Source organism: Acinetobacter sp. YH12211 (assembly GCF_013418015.1).
GTDB lineage: Bacteria > Pseudomonadota > Gammaproteobacteria > Pseudomonadales > Moraxellaceae > Acinetobacter > Acinetobacter towneri.
In genome coordinates this window covers 182,601-199,898 of record NZ_VPCW01000003.1, presented here as the reverse complement: position 1 = coordinate 199,898, position 17,298 = coordinate 182,601, and the positions used below count along the sequence as shown (strand labels likewise).

Here is a 17,298-nt window from a genome sequence, read left to right as displayed (position 1 = left end):
TTGTGCTGGCGACCATAGCAAGAGTGAACCACCTGATCCCTTCCCGAACTCAGAAGTGAAACCTCTTCGCGCTGATGGTAGTGTGGGGTTACCCATGTGAGAGTAAGTCATCGCCAGCTCATTATTCTAAACACCCTCAACTAGCGTTGGGGGTGTTTTTTTATGCAAGAGAGAAAATAAAGTTAGAAAAACAATAATAAATTGAATAGAACTTCTGATTAAAATCTTTATGTCTTTTGATAAATCTGTGCTATACCTAATAAAACGGCATAGAAATTGCTTACCAAAAACTTATACATTAAGTTGTTGAAAAACATAAATTTTAAAGAGTGGGTGAAAATGAAGTTATCGGTTGGATTAAAAGTTGCAAACTCCTTGTCACTGACACCGCAGTTACAACAAGCCATTCGTTTGCTTCAGCTTTCGAGCTTGGAGCTTGAACAAGAAGTTCAAATTCAGTTGGACAGTAATCCCTTATTGGAAAAAGTCGAAGAACAAAGTAGTGTCGAAAGTTTATCTACCTTAGAAGAACAAGAACGTGATCAAAAGGATTTAACCAAAGAATTAAATGCAGATCATCTACCAAATGACTTGCCTGTCGATACAGACTGGGATGATGTGTACACTCATTTACCCACGAGTTTGGGAGCAGCGGAATATGAAGAGCGCGAGGATAATCGTCAGGGACATTTAGGTTTAAAAGAGCACATGATGCAACAAATCAATCTGTTGCATTTTTCTCAAGTCGAGCATCTCATTGCCTACTGTATTGTCGATGCTTTGGATGACAATGGTTTCTTGGATTGTGAAATATCTGAAATCACTACATCTGTGCAACATTTATTGATCTCCATGGAATACGAAGATGAAGTTGAAGACGATGAAGTTTTGGTCGTTTTGAAACATATTCAGCGTTTAGAGCCGATTGGTATTGGTTCGCGTAATTTGGCGGAATGTTTATCTATTCAGCTTGAAAGTTTGGCTACAGATGTACCTTATCGGCAGGAGGCGCTGCAACTATTGCAGCATTATGAGCTATTAATTTCGAATGATTTAGCCAAGTTAATTAAGCAAACGGGTTTAAGCGCAGATCAGCTTCAGCATGTAGTGGCTTTATTAAAAACATTGAAAGCACATCCTGGTACAGCATTTGAAGATCAGGAGTCAGACTATCAAATTCCAGATGTGGTGGTCAGTAAAAAGCAGGACCATTGGCAGGTGCAGCTGAATCCTGATGTTGTACCGAAGCTTAGAATCAATTCATTTTATGCCAATATGATTAAACGCGCAGATCAAAGCGAAGACAATCAATATTTGCGCAATCAAATGTTGGATGCAAAAAACTTTATTAAAAGTGTCGATGAGCGTCATAAAACTTTATTAAAAGTCGCAACCTGTATTGTGCAACATCAACGTGAATTTTTAGAAATTGGTGCTGAAGGAATGAAACCGTTGATTTTGCGTGATGTAGCTGATGAGGTGGAGTTGCATGAATCTACAGTTTCACGGGTGACCACCAATAAATATATGTTAACTCCACGTGGTTTATTTGAATTGAAATATTTCTTTTCAAGTCATGTTGGAACCTGTTCAGGTGGAGAAGCATCCTCAACTGCGATTCGCGCGAAGATTAAAAAGTTAATTGCAGATGAAAATCCACGTAAACCTTTGTCAGACAACACAATTGCAAACCTTCTTAAGGAAGAAGGAATTGATGTGGCACGTAGAACGGTTGCGAAATATCGTGAGTCATTAAATATTCCGTCATCTTCTGAACGAAAAGTCTTGATCTAGTTTTTAAAATCGGTCTATTCTAAGGATTCATTATGACCAAATAATGAATTTTTTTTGAAGGAATAGTTAGACATGATTTAAAGTGACCGCTGCAGTGATCTGTTATTTGGCAATCAATCATGTGAACTATGCCTTCCTAATCCTAATGAAGGTGAGGGATAGAATTATGCAAATAACAATTCGTGGACATCACTTAGCTATCACCCCTGCAATTGAAGAAAATATTCGACTTAAGTTTGCACAAATGACCAAACATCTGGATCAGGTCAATAGTATGCAGGTGAAATTAAGTAAAGATCATCAAATCGATAAACATTCTAAAAAAGGCAGTGCCAATCATATTGCTGAAGCGATTATTCGCTTGCCCGGCACCGAGCTGTTTGCGCAAGCTTGTGCGGATGATATGTATACTTCAATTAAGATGATGACAGAAAAATTAAAACGTCAGTTAGAGAAACATCGGAAGATGCAGTTGGATTATCAGCCTTTAGCCATCTAGTTAAAATGTGATTTAAAAAGAGGTTTTGGATAAACCTCTTTTTTATTGCGATAATGTATAGGATTAATGAATTATTTTTTCTATTTATAGTAAAATGACAGGTTTTTACACCGTTGGTCCTATAAGAGGTCTTTGTGATGAATAGTGAACAGCTCACTGAAATTTTAAAAGCTGCTTTTCCAGAGGCTGAAGTTGCTGTAAGTGGGCAAGGCGGCAAGTTTGATCTTCGTATTGTAGATAATCAGTTTGAAGGTAAGCGTCCTGTTGCTCGTCAACAAGCAGTGTATGCACCATTGAATAGCTATATTGCCAGCGGTGAAGTTCATGCGGTTACAATTCGTGCAATGACACAAGAAGAATGGCGTAAAGCAAGCTTATTTGGAGCTTAATAATTTAATGGATAAATTTTTAATTCAGGGCGGTAATAAGCTCGAAGGTGAAGTGCGTATTTCTGGTGCAAAAAATGCAGCCTTGCCACTTCTTGCTGCAATGATTCTTGCAGAAACGCCAATTACATTGAAAAATGTTCCAAATTTAAAAGATGTAAATACCTTGGTGAAGTTGATCGCAGGCTTGGGCATTAAAATGTCTTATGAAGGCGATACAGTCATTGCAGATACCTCAACGTTGGACAACCAATTTGCACCTTATGAATTGGTAAAAACCATGCGTGCCTCTATTTTGGTGCTTGGCCCATTGGTTGCGCGCTATGGTAGTGCAAAAGTATCTTTGCCAGGGGGGTGTGCAATAGGCTCACGTCCTGTCGATCAACATCTTAAAGCACTTGAAGCTTTAGGCGCAGAAATTGAAGTTGAAAATGGCTATGTAAATGCCAAAGTCAATGGTCGCCTTAAAGGTGGCGAAGTGGTCTTTGATATGGTCACTGTTGGCGGTACAGAAAACATTCTCATGGCTGCGGTATTGGCAGATGGTGTTACCACTATTCGTAATGCTGCACGTGAACCTGAAATTACCGACCTTGCGCAAATGCTCATCAAAATGGGCGCTAAAATTGAAGGTTTAGACACCGATACTTTAGTGGTTACAGGTGTTGAACACTTGCATGGTTGTGAGTATTCAGTAGTTGCTGACCGTATCGAAACAGGTTCTTATTTGGCTGCAGCTGCAATTACGGGCGGTAAAATCAGAACCACACATACCGATCCTGCCTTGCTAGAATCTGTGTTAGATAAGTTTGAAGAAATGGGTGCGGAAGTCACACGTGGCGATGACTGGATTGAACTGGACATGATGGGCAAGCGCCCTAAAGCCGTGAGTTTCAGAACTTTACCACATCCTGAATTTCCAACAGACATGCAAGCACAGTTAATGGCGGTGAATGCGATTGGACGCGGTTTTGCTACCATTTCGGAAACTATTTTTGAAAACCGTTTTATGCATGTCCCTGAGTTGTCACGTATGGGTGCCAATATTCAGGTAGAAGGCAATGATGCGGTGGTGACAGGCGTAGAAAAACTTTCTGCTGCACCTGTTATGGCAACTGATTTACGTGCCTCATTCTCGTTGGTGTTAGCAGCATTGGCGGCAGAAGGCGAAACATTGATTGACCGTATTTATCATATTGATCGCGGTTATGAAAATGTAGAACAAAAGTTACAAGGTTTAGGCGCCCAAATTAAGCGAGTAAATTGATGAATGACATGAGAAACGATGATCCAAATTTTGACGTCATGGGCAATTTTGATCATGGTTTAACTTTGGCATTAAGTAAGGGGCGAATTTTAAAAGAAACTTTGCCTTTATTAGAAACTGCGGGAATTAATTTACTGGAAGATCCAGATAAATCACGTAAGTTGATTTTCCCAACCACACATAAACAAGTGCGTATTTTAATTTTACGTGCCTCTGATGTACCAACTTATGTTGAAAATGGTGCGGCAGATATTGGGGTTGCGGGTAAAGACGTGCTGATGGAGCATGGCGCTCAAAATGTATATGAGCCGCTGGATCTGAAAATTGCCAATTGTAAATTAATGACTGCGGGCAAAGTTGGTATGCAGCGTCCAAAAGGTCGTTTAAAAATTGCCACTAAATATGTGAATTTGACCCGTCAATATTATGCCAGCTTAGGTGAGCAGGTTGATGTCATTAAACTCTATGGCTCAATGGAATTAGCACCATTGGTCGGTTTGGGTGATTACATTGTCGATGTGGTTGATACAGGTAATACTTTACGTGCCAACGGTTTAGAGCCGCTAGAAGAAATCTGTAAAGTATCTTCACGTTTAATTGTCAATAAAGCCAGTTTTAAGCGCAAGCAAGATTTGCTCAATCCAATTTTGGCACAACTTGAAAAAGCTGTGGCAGAACGAGAGTTGGCAAAACAATCTGCTTAACTTTGTATCCATCATCCTGCCTTCTCAAAAAACCGTCATTCAATGGCGGTTTTTTTATGTTCGTGCATGATTCTGTTCTTGAATGATTTCGAACGTGAATTTCCATCAAAACATACTGCTTTCGCCATGTATAGATTCCCACAAAGCCCTAGAAACAAGGTAAACTAAACTTTTCTATCAAACCTTGTGGGTAAATTGATGCGACGTTTATCGACTCAAGATCAAAGCTTTAAACAAGCCTTTGCAGACTTGTTGGCTTTTGAAACTGTCAGTGATCCTGAACTTTTAAAAACTGTAGATCAAATTATTGCTGATGTGCGTCAGCACGGTGATGCTCAGGTTCTTAAACTCACTCAACAGTTCGATCGACATCCAGCGCATCAATTTTCAGAACTTGAGTTAAGTCAGGAACAACTGAAAGCCGCATTTGATGCTTTAGATAACGAAGTTCGTGAAGCTTTGGAATTGGCTGCTGTACGTATTCGTGAATTTCACCAAGCGCAAAAGCAGGATGGCTGGACTTATGTTGATGCTTTGGGCAACACGCTTGGGCAAAAAGTCACGCCATTAGATCGCGTTGGTATTTATGTACCGGGTGGTTTGGCATCTTATCCATCTTCTGTGCTCATGAATGCCGTGCCTGCGCATGTTGCTGGTGTACCTGAAATTATTATGGTGGTACCTGCACCGAATGGTGAACTCAATCCATTGGTTTTGGCGGCTGCATATTTAGCAGGGGTGACTCGTGTATTTACCATTGGCGGAGCGCAAGCTGTTGCTGCATTGGCTTATGGTACAGAAACCATCCCATCGGTAGATAAAATTACGGGGCCAGGTAACCGCTTTGTGGCGGCTGCAAAACGTGCTGTATTTGGTCAGGTTGGCATTGATATGATTGCTGGGCCATCCGAAATTTTGGTTTATGCCGAAGGTGAAAATAATCCTGAATGGTTGGCGATGGATTTACTTTCCCAAGCCGAGCACGACACGGTTGCACAATCTATTTTTATTACACCAGATGCGCAATTGCTGAATCAGGTTGAACAAGCGATTGAACAGCACTTGGCGAATTTGCCTAAAGCTGAAATTGCCCGCACTTCTATTGCAAATCGTGGTGCATTGATCTTAGTCAAAGATCGTCAAGAGGCGATTGAATTGATCAACCAAGTTGCGCCCGAACACTTGGAGTTGTGTATGGATGATCCACAAGCGATGGCAGAAGAAATTCGTCATGCAGGTGCGATCTTCATGGGGCGCTATACACCAGAAGCGATTGGTGATTATTGTGCAGGACCAAACCACGTTTTGCCAACGTCAGGTACGGCACGTTTTTCATCACCATTGGGTGTTTACGATTTCCAAAAACGCTCAAGTTTGATTATGTGTTCAGCAGAGGGCGTGAAAAGTTTGGCGAAAACCGCTGATATTTTAGCGAAGCAGGAAAATCTGGATGCGCATGCACGATCAGCACGTTATCGTTATCAATCATAAATAGCATTACAACCTCTCCCTGACCCTCTCCTAATAAAGAGAGGGGAATTTAAACCACACAAATTTTGTGTCTTTAGTAATGAAAATTCCTCTCCCTTTGGGAGAGGTTAGGAGAGGGTTTAAAGAGAATACAAAATGAATATCACAGCAGAACAAATGCGTTTTTGGAGCCCTGAAGTACGTGAGCTAGAGCCTTATGTACCGGGTGAGCAGCCAAAAATTCAAAATTTATTAAAATTAAACACCAATGAAAACCCGTATCCACCTTCGCCTAAAGTGGTGGAAGCGGTGCAAAAGGTTTTAGAAAACTCGGCAGATGCACTGCGTTTATATCCAGACCCAGATGCGTCTGAGCTTAAGCAAGCCATTGCGAAACAGCAAAATGTAGTTGTTGGAAATGTCTTTGTTGGCAATGGTTCAGATGAAGTCCTTGCACATATTTTTAAGGCTTTTTTTGTTCAGGAACAGCCGTTACTGTATCCGGATATCACCTATAGCTTTTACCCTGTATATAGTCAATTTTTTGGGGTGAAAACTAAAATTTTGCCTTTAAATGATGATTTTGAAATTGTAGTTGATGACTATAAGCAAGCCAATGGTGGCATTATCATCACCAATCCGAATGCACCGACCAGTATTGCTTTAGGTTTAAGCGCTATTGAAGAAATTTTACAGGCCAATCCAAATTCAGTGGTCGTGATTGATGAGGCTTATGTCGATTTTGGTGCAGAGTCTGCAGTAAAATTGGTAGAAAAGTACGATAATCTTGTGGTGTGTCAAACCACATCTAAATCACGTTCTTTGGCAGGTTTACGTGTTGGTTTTGCGATTGCGCAACTGCATTTAATTGCCGCACTGGAAGCCGTGAAAAATAGTTTTAACTCCTATCCAATGGATCGTTTTGCGATTGCAGCAGCGGTGGCATCTTTTCAAGATCAGGCGTATTTTGAAGCACAATGCCAAAAAGTTATTGCAAGCCGTGAGAAATTGGTGACGGATTTAACGAGCTTGGGCTTTAAGATATTGCCATCACACGCCAACTTTATTTTTGCATCACATCTTCAACAGGATGCGGGTGAATTAGCTGCAGCATTACGTGAACGCGGTATTATTGTGCGTTATTTTAATAAACCACGCATCAATCAATATTTGCGCATTACTATTGGTACAGATGATCAAAATCAACGCTTAGTAGATACTTTAAAATACGATATTTTGGCTTAATTGTTAAAATATCGTAGAGGCGAGTGAAGCATTGAATTCACTCGCTTTTTTTGTTTTTGCGACATGCTATTGCGCAGGTTTGTACCAGCGGTTCAATAAGTCCAACATCGCTGAAACTTTGTCAAAACATTCTTGATATTCTGCTTCACAAACAGATGCAATCGTGACGCCACCACCAGCCCATAATGAAACATCTTGCTGATATTTCTGAATAGAACGGATCAGGATATTCCAAGAACCCGTTCCATCGGCATCAAAATAACCCATAGAGCCGCAATAGGCGCCACGTGCTGCACCTTCGAGTTCATCTATAATTTGCATGGCACGAATTTTCGGTGCGCCTGTAATTGACCCACCTGGCAAGGCAGACATCAACACATCAAAAGGATTCATCTCGGCTTTTAGTGTTGCGGTCACTTCACTGACCATGTGATGCACTTGGTTAAAAGACTCAATATTGAATAACTTTGGCGTTTTGACGCTGCCAGTTTCGGCATAAACACTTAAATCATTACGTAATAAATCCACAATCATCACATTTTCAGCCTGATCTTTTTTAGATTCACTTAATTGTTGTTTCGATTGTCGGTCTAATTCAGGATCGCCATAACGTGGCATCGTGCCCTTAATGGGTTTTGTGGTAATTTTTCGATTTTCCTCAAAATCGATAAAGAGTTCGGGCGAACAACTTAAAATTTCAAAATCACCAATACGTAAATAACCTGCATAAGGTGCATTGGTCAGTTGCCAAAACTGAGCTGCAGTCTCTAAAAGTTGACCTTGAGCCTCAGCGCTAAACTCTTGCGTAAGATTAATTTGATAACAATCTCCTGCCACTATATAGTCTTGAACATGTTGAAAGGCGCGTTGGTAATCTGTGAAATTCCAGCGTGCTTGACACTTTTGGCTTAATTGGAACTGTTCAATTATGGTTGATTGAGTATATAAATTTAAAATAAAATCAAAGATTTGAGTAGCAGCATCGTCTGAACTATAAAAATACCAGCCATCAGTTTCTTGCTGTAAATAGCTTTTAAATTGACCTAAAAAAATACTTGGCTGGGGACGAGACTGCATATTGATGTGTTGCTGTGCTGCTGCATCATACGAAACAAACCCCATTACACTGCAAAATGGGGCGGTGTCAGCATCTTCTAAAGCACCGAGATGAGCTGTTAAATCTAATTGAGTTGGACTTAATTCATATTGATCCAATGCCGTTTTTTGAAAGTAAAAATGTTGATGGTTTTGCTGCACACAATAGCGTTCAGCCAAAAATGCAATACGTGCCTTTCCATTATTTTGCAAATAAATACAATGTGAAAGTGCTGCCAAAGCTTGCAAAATTCTTACAGCCTCATATTCAGGTTCACAGAATAATTTTTTAAAATGAGTAGGATAGGACATAAAGCGTAAACAGCTGAAAGATTTTAAAAGGCTATTTTACATGATTGCAGCAGATAAAAAGCAAATAACCGTTTGTCGGTAAGATGTGGATTGCGACCAACAGCAGTTGAACAAAAAATAACTCAGATATACCTTTGTATGTGCAAACCGGCTACTCAAGGAATGTGTGTCAGTGTTGTCCTCATCAAATAAAAACACAATCACTGGCACTGAGTGGTAAAACCAAAAAAATAATACTCTCGGGAGAGTAACAAGATGAAAAAATTTACTAAACTTGCTTTGGTATCATCAATCGCGTTAACGACAAATGCAATGGCAATGCAGGCAATGGACGATACTGCATTAAGCGCTACTACTGGTCAAGATGGTTTAAGCATCGGGATTGGTATTTCTAAAATCGAAATCGAAAAACTTTTAATCCATGATAATGATGGTTTGGTAAGTGATGGTGGTAAGGCAGCTGTTGCCCCTGTCTTAGATGCGAATGGTGATGTTGTAACTCCTGGTACACCAGCTGCTATCGGTTCTTTAGGCGGCACAAACAAAGCTGGTGCAATTGTTGTCAAGGGCAATGGTATTTCTGGAGATGCAAACGAAAAGCATGGTATTGTGATTGGTGCAAACTACGATAATAATGGTGCTTACTTATTAGCTTCTCGTAACTTAGCAGACTTGGTTATTGATACGGATGCAGGTACAAGTGCTACAGGTGGTGCATTTATTAATGTTGCGGCTCAAGTATCAGGCTTAGATATCAAGATTGGTCAAATTGGTGTATCTGCATCAAATGCTGAAAATACAAGTACAACCTCTATCCGCCGTGGTAATGATGATACTAACTATAATGCAATTTTATCTGGTTTAACTTTAAAAACAGGTAAAATGGATGCCAACATCCAATTAGGCGCAGCGCCACAAGGTGCAATGGTTAAATTGAATACCAAAATGATTGGTGGTTTAGAAATTAAAAACTTAGGTATTTTGGATAACTCAACTAAAGGCAAAGCAGTTGGTTCTGTAAATGTTGGTGGCAATCCAACAGCTGTGAAAACGAAGGAAGCGGGTGAAATCTTTATTGAAAGCATTAAAATTGCAGATGCAGCTAGTAAAGATTTGACCCTAAATCAAGATATCCAAGTATTTAATGATGCTTATGTTGGCGATAGTACTACTCTTGGTAAGGCGGCGCATATTCGCATTGTAAGCAATGACACTGGTGCCAAAGACCAATATATTAAAGGTATTCATTTAGGTAGTCGTACTGCTGCTTCTATTGGTGATATGGAAGTTCAAGGACTTCAAACTTACTATAGTACTTCTCAGGGTAGCTATACCAAAGGTGCTATTATCACTATTTCTGGTCACTAATTTAAAAACTGAAAAAGCGCGTGAATTCACGCGCTTTTTTTTACAAATAAACTCATGAGTTCGCAAAAAAATAAAGAAAGCTCTTTTTTTTTTCTATAAAACGAGTATCTTTCTAAATACAAGGAAGTAGAGTGAAAACTCTAAAATAAAAATATTAGGCAGGTATTGCCGAGAACTAAAAAGTAAAAATATATGTTAGAGATCGCTTTGGGCTCGGCATTGATCTATTACGCTGCCACACAAGCCTTTGATTTAAAAGAACAGCATCCTGAAACTGTGCGTTACACAGAAACTTTGGATTCTAGAAATAATTCCTTTACCCGTATGCACAGAGAGCCTGTGCAAATTAAACCTGCTTTAGAAGATCAATTTCGCGGAATTGTGCGCCAAGCCTATGACTACAGTTGTGGTTCTGCAGCTTTAACAACCTTGCTGAATGGTTATGTAGGAACACAATTAAACGAGCAACAAACCATGAGTGGCTTGCTGCGTTATGGAGAATACGACCGAATTATTGAACGTCGTAGTTTTTCGCTATTGGATATGAAGCGCTTTGTCGCAGCTTTGGGCATGGAAAGTGGTGGATATCGCGGGGAGTTTTCGGATTTAGTGAAACAAGGACAGCCTGCAATTGTGCCGATTTCCTATGCAGGTTTTAAACATTTTGTGGTGTATAAAGCCTATAAAAATGGGCGGGTTTATGTGGCTGACCCAGCTTTGGGCAATATTAGTTTTGATGAAGAACGATTTAAGGACGTTTGGGAAAATAACACCCTGTTCTTAATTAATGTAGCACCTCAGCATCGACAAAATATGTTGGCATTACATGAAAAAGATTTACGTCATGTGGAAGATGCAACAGTGAATCGTTATGCCTTTGTTGATATTCAATATCCACAATTTGCGATGGAAAAAATAGCTGATAAAGCATCGACGATACGACTAGAACGTAATGTAAATAAAGATTCTGATAATTATGGACAGTACGAGCATCGTTTTTTAAGACTCTACTATAAAAACAAGTAATTAGTTGTTCACGAAATACAAAAATAAAAATGGAAGGGGTAAATCATGGATCGTAAATGGATGAATAAAACCTTATTGGCACTCAGTATTCAAATGGTATTTGGGGTGGCTTATGCCGCAGAGGAGCCGCAATTAGGGGAATATGAAACCACAACTGAACAGGCAGAAGTATCAGATACAGCAGCATCCACTGCAGATACAAGTGCTGAAACAAATAGTGCGGTTGTCGCTGCAAATGGTGCACAAGCAGCATCATCTGCTTTGCAACAGCAAGAGGGCGATGCAACCAAAGAGGCGAATTTAGAAGAAGTATTTACCTCGAATGAGCGTCAATACTCGCTCATGAAACAAGGTGATATTTCATCTTATTATGATATTGATTATACCTATCATCGTGATACGCAGCTCGACCTTGAAATGGCTCAAGGTCAGTTGTATCAGCTTCGTGTGCAAGAAAATGCGTCCCACGCATTAACTAACACCTTCACCGCACAATATGGTTTGCGTGACAATTTAACTTTATCTGCTTCTGTACCATTAGTTGCAAAGTCAGATTTATTAAAGGATGCTACTGCAGCAGGTTTGGGGGATATTTCTTTAGGCGCACGTTGGGAGCCATTCCCATTAAAAGCGGGGCGTTTACCTTTAATTTTATTCGCAAATTTATCGACTAAAACGGGTGATAGTCCTTACGAGATTAACCCTGTTAAAGATTTATCAACAGGTAAGGGTTATTACTCTGCAGGCATTGGTGCAAGTACGCGTAAGTATATTGACCCTGTTGTATTGTTTGCTTCTGCTTCAGCCAACTATGGTTTTAAAGAAAGCGGTCTAAATCAAATTCGCGGTAGCCGTATAATTGAAGAATTTGAGCCAGGTATTAGTGGTGGTTTTGCTTTTGGTTTTGCTTATTCGTTTAACTACGATGTGTCGATGACCATGTCCTATCAGCAGAGCTTTAATACAGGTTCGGAGTTTACTTATCATACGGGTGAAAGCTATTCACCTGCAGACCAGACCAGTTCGACTTTGGCTATTTCATTAGGCGTTCGCGTTTCACCTGAAACCATTGTGAATGGTACGGTAGGAATCGGTCTGACCGAAGACGCGCCAGACGTATCACTTGGTTTGTCATTCCCACTGGATATTCTCGGTTTCGGTAAAAAAATTCGCTAAGAGGCTAGTCGCATGAAAATGATACGACTTCGCCCGTTAGTGACTGCAATTATACTGTCGGGCTGTTCAGGGGCTGCTTTTGCGCAGCTTGGACAAAACTTATCTGTCGATATTCGTTCTTTGACTATGGGGAATGCGGTCACTGCAGATCCTCCTGGTATTAGTGCGATTCACTTTAACCCTGCTGCACTGACCAAGATTGAAGGTTTGCAAACAGATGTGCAAGGGGTATTGGCACATTTTGATGTACAGCGTGAGCTTTCTGTTCCAGCAGGTTATGACGTATTTGGTTATTCTGATGACCCTGTGGTGTGTAACGATGGGCCAGAAATTTTGGCCGATTTTTGTACCGATTTTAAAGGTACAGTACAAGCCGATGTCGAATATCCAACGTTGTATGTCCCGATTCTGAAAAAATTTGTCGATTTAGGTAAGGGTATGCCACTGGCAGCGCCAACCAACGGTATTGCCTATAATCCACCTGGTTCCAAAGTAACCTTTGCCACCGCATTATATGCACCGCTGATTGCAGGCTTTGGTGCCGAAAATGGTAACCCTGGTAACTTTATGGGACAACAGGTTGCCTTAGAACGTATCACCTATCTTTCTCCATCTATCGCCTATCAAGTCAATGATGAATTGTCAGTCGGTGCGTCAATTGGGATGTCTTACCAAGCCATCGCCATGAATACCGATTTACGCTTCCCGAATGAACTGATCGGGATGTTACGTATGGTGGATGAAGTGGTCTGTACGCCATTTAAAGAAAACGCCAATATCATCACCGATATTTTGTTGCTCGGGATTTGTAATGCCGAAGAAGGCATGAATCCATTTTCCCGTTTTGGGCAAATGCAACTGGCGGTTGAGCAAAGTTTAAGCCCGAGTTATAACTTGGGTATTTTGTGGGAACCGACAGAAGATTTTAGCTTTGGTATGGTGTATCAGAGTGCAGCTAAAATGCGCTTAAAGGGCAAATATCATATTGATAACTCGAAAGCACCACGTGAGTTAATTAATGGTTTGATGTCTTCACCAACAGGTCAGATTTTAGCGGCAATTTTAGGTTTCCCAAGTTATATTCCAGCCAGTGAGTCTGGTTTGGTTTCTATGGATTTTGAATATCCTGCGCACTTTCAAGCGGGGATAAAATATAAAGTCATGCCTGATTTACAAGTCAATTTTGATGTGGGCTGGACTGACTATAAAGCATGGGATAAATTCAAATTCGAGTTTGACCGTCAAATCTCGGCATTAAAAATTGCAAAATTGCTTTCGGAGCATGTGTCTGATGACAGTTTAGCTTTGCCATTAGAGTTTAAGTCACCGTGGAACTGGGGTGTTGGCATCGAATATTCAGCCACAGACCGTTTAAAACTGCGTGCGGGTTATGAACCACGTGGTAGTGCGATTCCTGACAATAAACGTAACACTATGGTACCAATTAATAATGCACGTTTATTCGGTCTGGGTGTGGGATATCGTTTTGATGCAGATACAGACCTTGATTTATCCATCGGCTTTTTACAAAGTAAGGATAAAATTCCAGCCAATACCAGTAGCTTAGCCAATAAGGAAGGTGTGAATAACCTGCTGTTAAACCCTTATGCGGGTTTGAATGTGAAAACGGATACAAAAATTACAATTCTTGGATTGAGTTATAGAACACGATGGTAAGTTCAGTACGGAAAATAAAACGGACTTTATTTTCAAAGTCGATACTCACACTGATTTTCAGTATGGGATCGGTGTGTTACGCGAATCAGTTTTACACCATTATTGGACCAGATGGTCGTCCAATTGTGGTGCAGCGTAATGCTGCAGAAAAAAAGCAAACGATACAGGCGTTGGAAACCGCACAACAGCAAAAGCAAGTCCAACAAAAGCAACTACAAGAAAACCAACAACAAGACCAGTTTAAGCAAGACAAGGTGCATCAAGTACAGCAGATAACTGCTCAAACATCCGTTCAGGTATCTAAAAATATTTCTGTTCAGGCGAGCAAGCAACTGAATTTGTCTAAGCCGAATATCTCAGAACAATCCGCTATGTCACAAAATCAGGCTAGTCAAAGCAAAGAGAACTCATCATTGCGTGCATCACACACTGAGCCAAATGCAGTGCAGCAAGATATTTCCAGTGCGGAATCTGTTCATCAAACAGGATTGGCAAAAGAAGCAGCGATCAACAAAGTCGCGGTAAAACCATCTGTACTAGAGGATTTACAACAGCTTCCTCAGCAATTTGCGATTGATCCATCCACAGTGTCTGTTTCTAAAAAAACACCAGATCAAGCATCGCATGCATCTGCCCAACAAACGGGTTTTATGGAGATGGCGGGAGAACAGTATGTTAAAAGTGAGTATTTGGAAGATCAGGAGTTTAATTTAGAAGGAAAAAAACGCTTTTATAGTATGCCAGAAGGCATAATTGACACAAAAAATGGCGGTGGTGCTCGTATGCAAGTGGTCGAACGTGAACGTGGTGTAAGCCGTTCCGTTCTCAATAAATTATTTAAAAAGCAATCGGTTGCTGAGCCTCACGCTATTGTTTTGGCTGCAGACTATTATCGTGTTAATCAAGCTGAAGCAATTGAGGGTTTGGGGCAGCAATGTTTTGCTGAAAGCAAAAAAAATAAAGCTAAAACCTTAAAAGCACAACAAGATTTAAATTTGTGGCCTAGAGCTCCCTTAACCGAAAAATTTGATTATGAATTGGTGAAGTTAGAAGGCAATATTCAAAATATTCAAATCAACTCTTATGCCATGAAGCAAAATCAACCGACCTTTTATTGGCCGTTTGTGGTTTTTCTGGATCAAAAAGGCTGTGTGATTGAAGGTGCAGGTGGTTTTAGAAATCAGGATACTGCAGGCAATGTCTTACGACACGAGGTAATAGAAGGTATGCTGCAACTTCCAAAAAATAGCCACTATGTATTATTAACGCCATTGGCTTCTGCAGTGGATATGGAACATCGCGCGCTCAGTAACCAAGGGCAATTAAAACTCATTGCGATACGCTAACAACAATAAGAGAATTCAGGATGAAAACAAGACATATTTTACCTTTTGCAACGACAGCATTGATGGCGGCATTGAGTGGCTGTGGTGGAGAAAGTGCCAATATTAATCCAGAGCCTAATGCTGTGGCGTATATCAACGGGAGTTGTGCCAGTACAAAAAAAAACTGCGTGGAATTTGCATTGGATTATCCTGTGGATGGTTTGAATTTTACCTGTAGCAGTGATACCAGTAAAACCTACATCACCATGATTGAGCCGAAAAGTAATGCGGCAACAGGTAAATGTAGTGAAGGAGATAAAGTCCACTTCTTTATTCAGGAAAAGACCAATCAATATATTGATTTAGGCACAGTATCATTGTCTGATATTGGAATGGTCAGTACTGCAGGTGCGGGTTATCCACGTTTAAGTGTGTTAGATATGGCACGTGGATTAACAGGACGCCAAGCAACGAGTTTAAGTAGTAGTGACGAAACGATACAGGTCGCGACTGCAATTGTACGTGTTTTACAGGCTTTATCTCTTGAAAATAAAAATTTTGTCGCAGGCGATATTCAGCCTTTAACGATTACGACACTCAAAAAAGAACAATTGGCAAATGTTGCTGAGTCCGTTGAGCTTGGTGACTATCGTTCAGGGGCTTATGCCAGTATTTTACGCCCGTGGGTAGATGTGTCACAGGTATCTCAAGATGATGCTTATCAAGCATTAAACACCTTGGTTTACATGAATAACTCGGCATCTTATCAAGCTAACTATCCAATTTTAGCCAAAGAAGACTCACAATTGCCACAGGGTTTATATGGCTGTAATTTGGCAGACTGTAAATCTACGGTCGCAGATTTGAAACACCTCATTGGGCAATATCAACTAATCACAGACCGTTCTGGATATACCTTCGGTTATGGTATGCAATGGAAAGGTGCGGTGTCTGCAAACACGACCAACCCAATTTTAACGGTGAGTGGTGAATTGATTCGTAAAGTACGTCCTGAGCGTATGGTAGCAGCAGCACAAACCACATGGGTCAACCCATTGAATAAACGTATTCAGGGGCCATTCCGTTTTAGTGTGAATGACAATGCGGCTGATGATTTTAAAATTACCCAAGGTAAGGTGTTTAATGATTATTTAATTGCAGGCACGGAAGGTTTTTATAAATTATTGACCAAATCTACAACAGCGAATCCTGCAGATTATGGTCAATGGCAACAAACCATAGGTACCGATCAGTTCAAAGGTTCTTTTGATGCCTATAAATTCTTTTCTGTGAACTTTTTGGATAATCGCGTTTTTAAAACCCAGAAAAATGTACCTTTAGGCAGTCGCTATATTTTCCCAATTTATGCAACCTTGACCTTTAATTTTGATGGCGGAACGACTACAGATAGCATCAAATTAGGTGTTGTTTTAGATGAGGATGGCAATATTCGTACAGATATAGCACCAAATGCCACAGAAACCGATATGTCTGGTCAGTGTGCAGCAATTCGTCAGTCTGGTGCTGAATATGTTGATACAAATGGTGTGCAGCAATACCGTATAGGTGTGTTAGGTGCAACCGATATCGACAATAAAGCAGTCACTTTGCGTATGATTTTAGCCAATCCAAAATTTCATAAACTTGATGGCGCAGTCATTGGTTTGAATACCAAAATTGAAGCGGTTGAAGGTGGAAATGGTCAAGTGGTGGGCGGTGCACGTGCCAATATTGGCAATTTAGTTGCAGCCAACTCTACACGTATTACATTGTCTGATTTCAATGGCTCAACAGTGAAGTGGAGCAATATTTATCATGCGCAACTTGCAACTTACGTGGCTCAAAACCCTGCTTTAGCAACTGATGCAGATAAAGCTTTGGTGAAAGCCCAAGGTGGAGCTGTAAGTCTAGATGTTGCCGAATGTTATAACCCAGATAAAGTGCGTATTTAGCA

At 40.4% G+C, this 17,298-nt stretch carries 14 protein-coding genes and 1 rRNA gene; 14 read left to right on the top strand and 1 reads right to left on the bottom strand.

All coding sequences use genetic code 11. From position 1 onward, the window contains the following. The first annotated feature begins 4 nt into the window (after positions 1–4). From rrf to hisC, 8 genes are all read left to right on the top strand, one after another. Positions 5–119 (top strand): 5S ribosomal RNA (gene rrf / locus FTU98_RS03020). 220 nt (positions 120–339) lie between these two features. Beyond that, positions 340–1,794, top strand: coding sequence for an RNA polymerase factor sigma-54 (locus tag FTU98_RS03015; protein WP_180050385.1), 1,455 nt, complete (start codon positions 340–342; stop codon positions 1,792–1,794). Positions 1,795–1,960: 166 nt separating this feature from the next. Next, on the top strand, positions 1,961–2,293 hold the full coding sequence (hpf, locus tag FTU98_RS03010) for a ribosome hibernation-promoting factor, HPF/YfiA family (RefSeq protein WP_096902101.1): 333 nt from the start codon (positions 1,961–1,963) through the stop codon (positions 2,291–2,293). Between the two features lie 137 nt (positions 2,294–2,430). Then, complete coding sequence (ibaG, locus tag FTU98_RS03005) at positions 2,431–2,682, top strand: BolA family iron metabolism protein IbaG (RefSeq protein WP_004975198.1); 252 nt, start codon at positions 2,431–2,433, stop codon at positions 2,680–2,682. Between the two features lie 7 nt (positions 2,683–2,689). Further along, positions 2,690–3,946 carry a UDP-N-acetylglucosamine 1-carboxyvinyltransferase gene (gene murA, locus FTU98_RS03000; protein WP_004975199.1) on the top strand — a complete coding sequence of 419 codons (1,257 nt, stop codon included), beginning with the start codon at positions 2,690–2,692 and terminating at the stop codon, positions 3,944–3,946. Further along, positions 3,946–4,650, top strand: coding sequence for an ATP phosphoribosyltransferase (hisG, locus tag FTU98_RS02995; RefSeq protein ID WP_004975201.1), 705 nt, complete (start codon positions 3,946–3,948; stop codon positions 4,648–4,650). The genes murA and hisG overlap by 1 nt, the downstream gene beginning before the upstream one ends. A 186-nt stretch (positions 4,651–4,836) precedes the next feature. Then, complete coding sequence (gene hisD, locus FTU98_RS02990) at positions 4,837–6,141, top strand: histidinol dehydrogenase (RefSeq protein WP_179990343.1); 1,305 nt, start codon at positions 4,837–4,839, stop codon at positions 6,139–6,141. A gap of 135 nt (positions 6,142–6,276) precedes the next feature. Further along, a complete protein-coding gene (hisC, locus tag FTU98_RS02985) occupies positions 6,277–7,365 on the top strand; it encodes a histidinol-phosphate transaminase (protein ID WP_180050382.1) in 1,089 nt (362 codons plus the stop codon). Positions 7,366–7,431: 66 nt separating this feature from the next. Here hisC and pabB read toward each other — a convergent pair whose 3' ends face one another. Continuing rightward, positions 7,432–8,772 carry an aminodeoxychorismate synthase component I gene (gene pabB / locus FTU98_RS02980; protein ID WP_180050379.1) on the bottom strand — a complete coding sequence of 447 codons (1,341 nt, stop codon included), beginning with the start codon at positions 8,770–8,772 and terminating at the stop codon, positions 7,432–7,434. 255 nt (positions 8,773–9,027) lie between these two features. Here pabB and FTU98_RS02975 point away from each other — a divergent pair, with 255 nt between their 5' ends. The 6 genes from FTU98_RS02975 (at position 9,028) to FTU98_RS02950 (ending at position 17,296) form a co-directional block, all read left to right on the top strand. Continuing rightward, entirely contained in the window at positions 9,028–10,140 is a 1,113-nt protein-coding gene (locus tag FTU98_RS02975) for a DUF6160 family protein (RefSeq protein WP_180050376.1), read from the top strand. Positions 10,141–10,332: 192 nt separating this feature from the next. Next, positions 10,333–11,166, top strand: a complete 834-nt coding sequence (locus tag FTU98_RS02970) for a C39 family peptidase (RefSeq protein WP_004975213.1) — start codon at positions 10,333–10,335, stop codon at positions 11,164–11,166. 45 nt (positions 11,167–11,211) lie between these two features. Beyond that, positions 11,212–12,342, top strand: coding sequence for a hypothetical protein (locus tag FTU98_RS02965; protein ID WP_096902116.1), 1,131 nt, complete (start codon positions 11,212–11,214; stop codon positions 12,340–12,342). A 12-nt stretch (positions 12,343–12,354) separates the two neighbouring features. Then, the gene (locus FTU98_RS02960) at positions 12,355–14,019 is read left to right on the top strand and encodes an OmpP1/FadL family transporter (protein ID WP_070154334.1); all 1,665 of its coding nucleotides are present in this window, start codon (positions 12,355–12,357) and stop codon (positions 14,017–14,019) included. Further along, entirely contained in the window at positions 14,013–15,365 is a 1,353-nt protein-coding gene (filE, locus tag FTU98_RS02955; RefSeq protein WP_179989110.1) for a putative pilus assembly protein FilE, read from the top strand. The genes FTU98_RS02960 and filE overlap by 7 nt, the downstream gene beginning before the upstream one ends. 20 nt (positions 15,366–15,385) lie before the next feature. Further along, on the top strand, positions 15,386–17,296 hold the full coding sequence (locus FTU98_RS02950; RefSeq protein ID WP_180050373.1) for a flagellar protein FilF: 1,911 nt from the start codon (positions 15,386–15,388) through the stop codon (positions 17,294–17,296). Positions 17,297–17,298 lie beyond the last annotated feature (2 nt).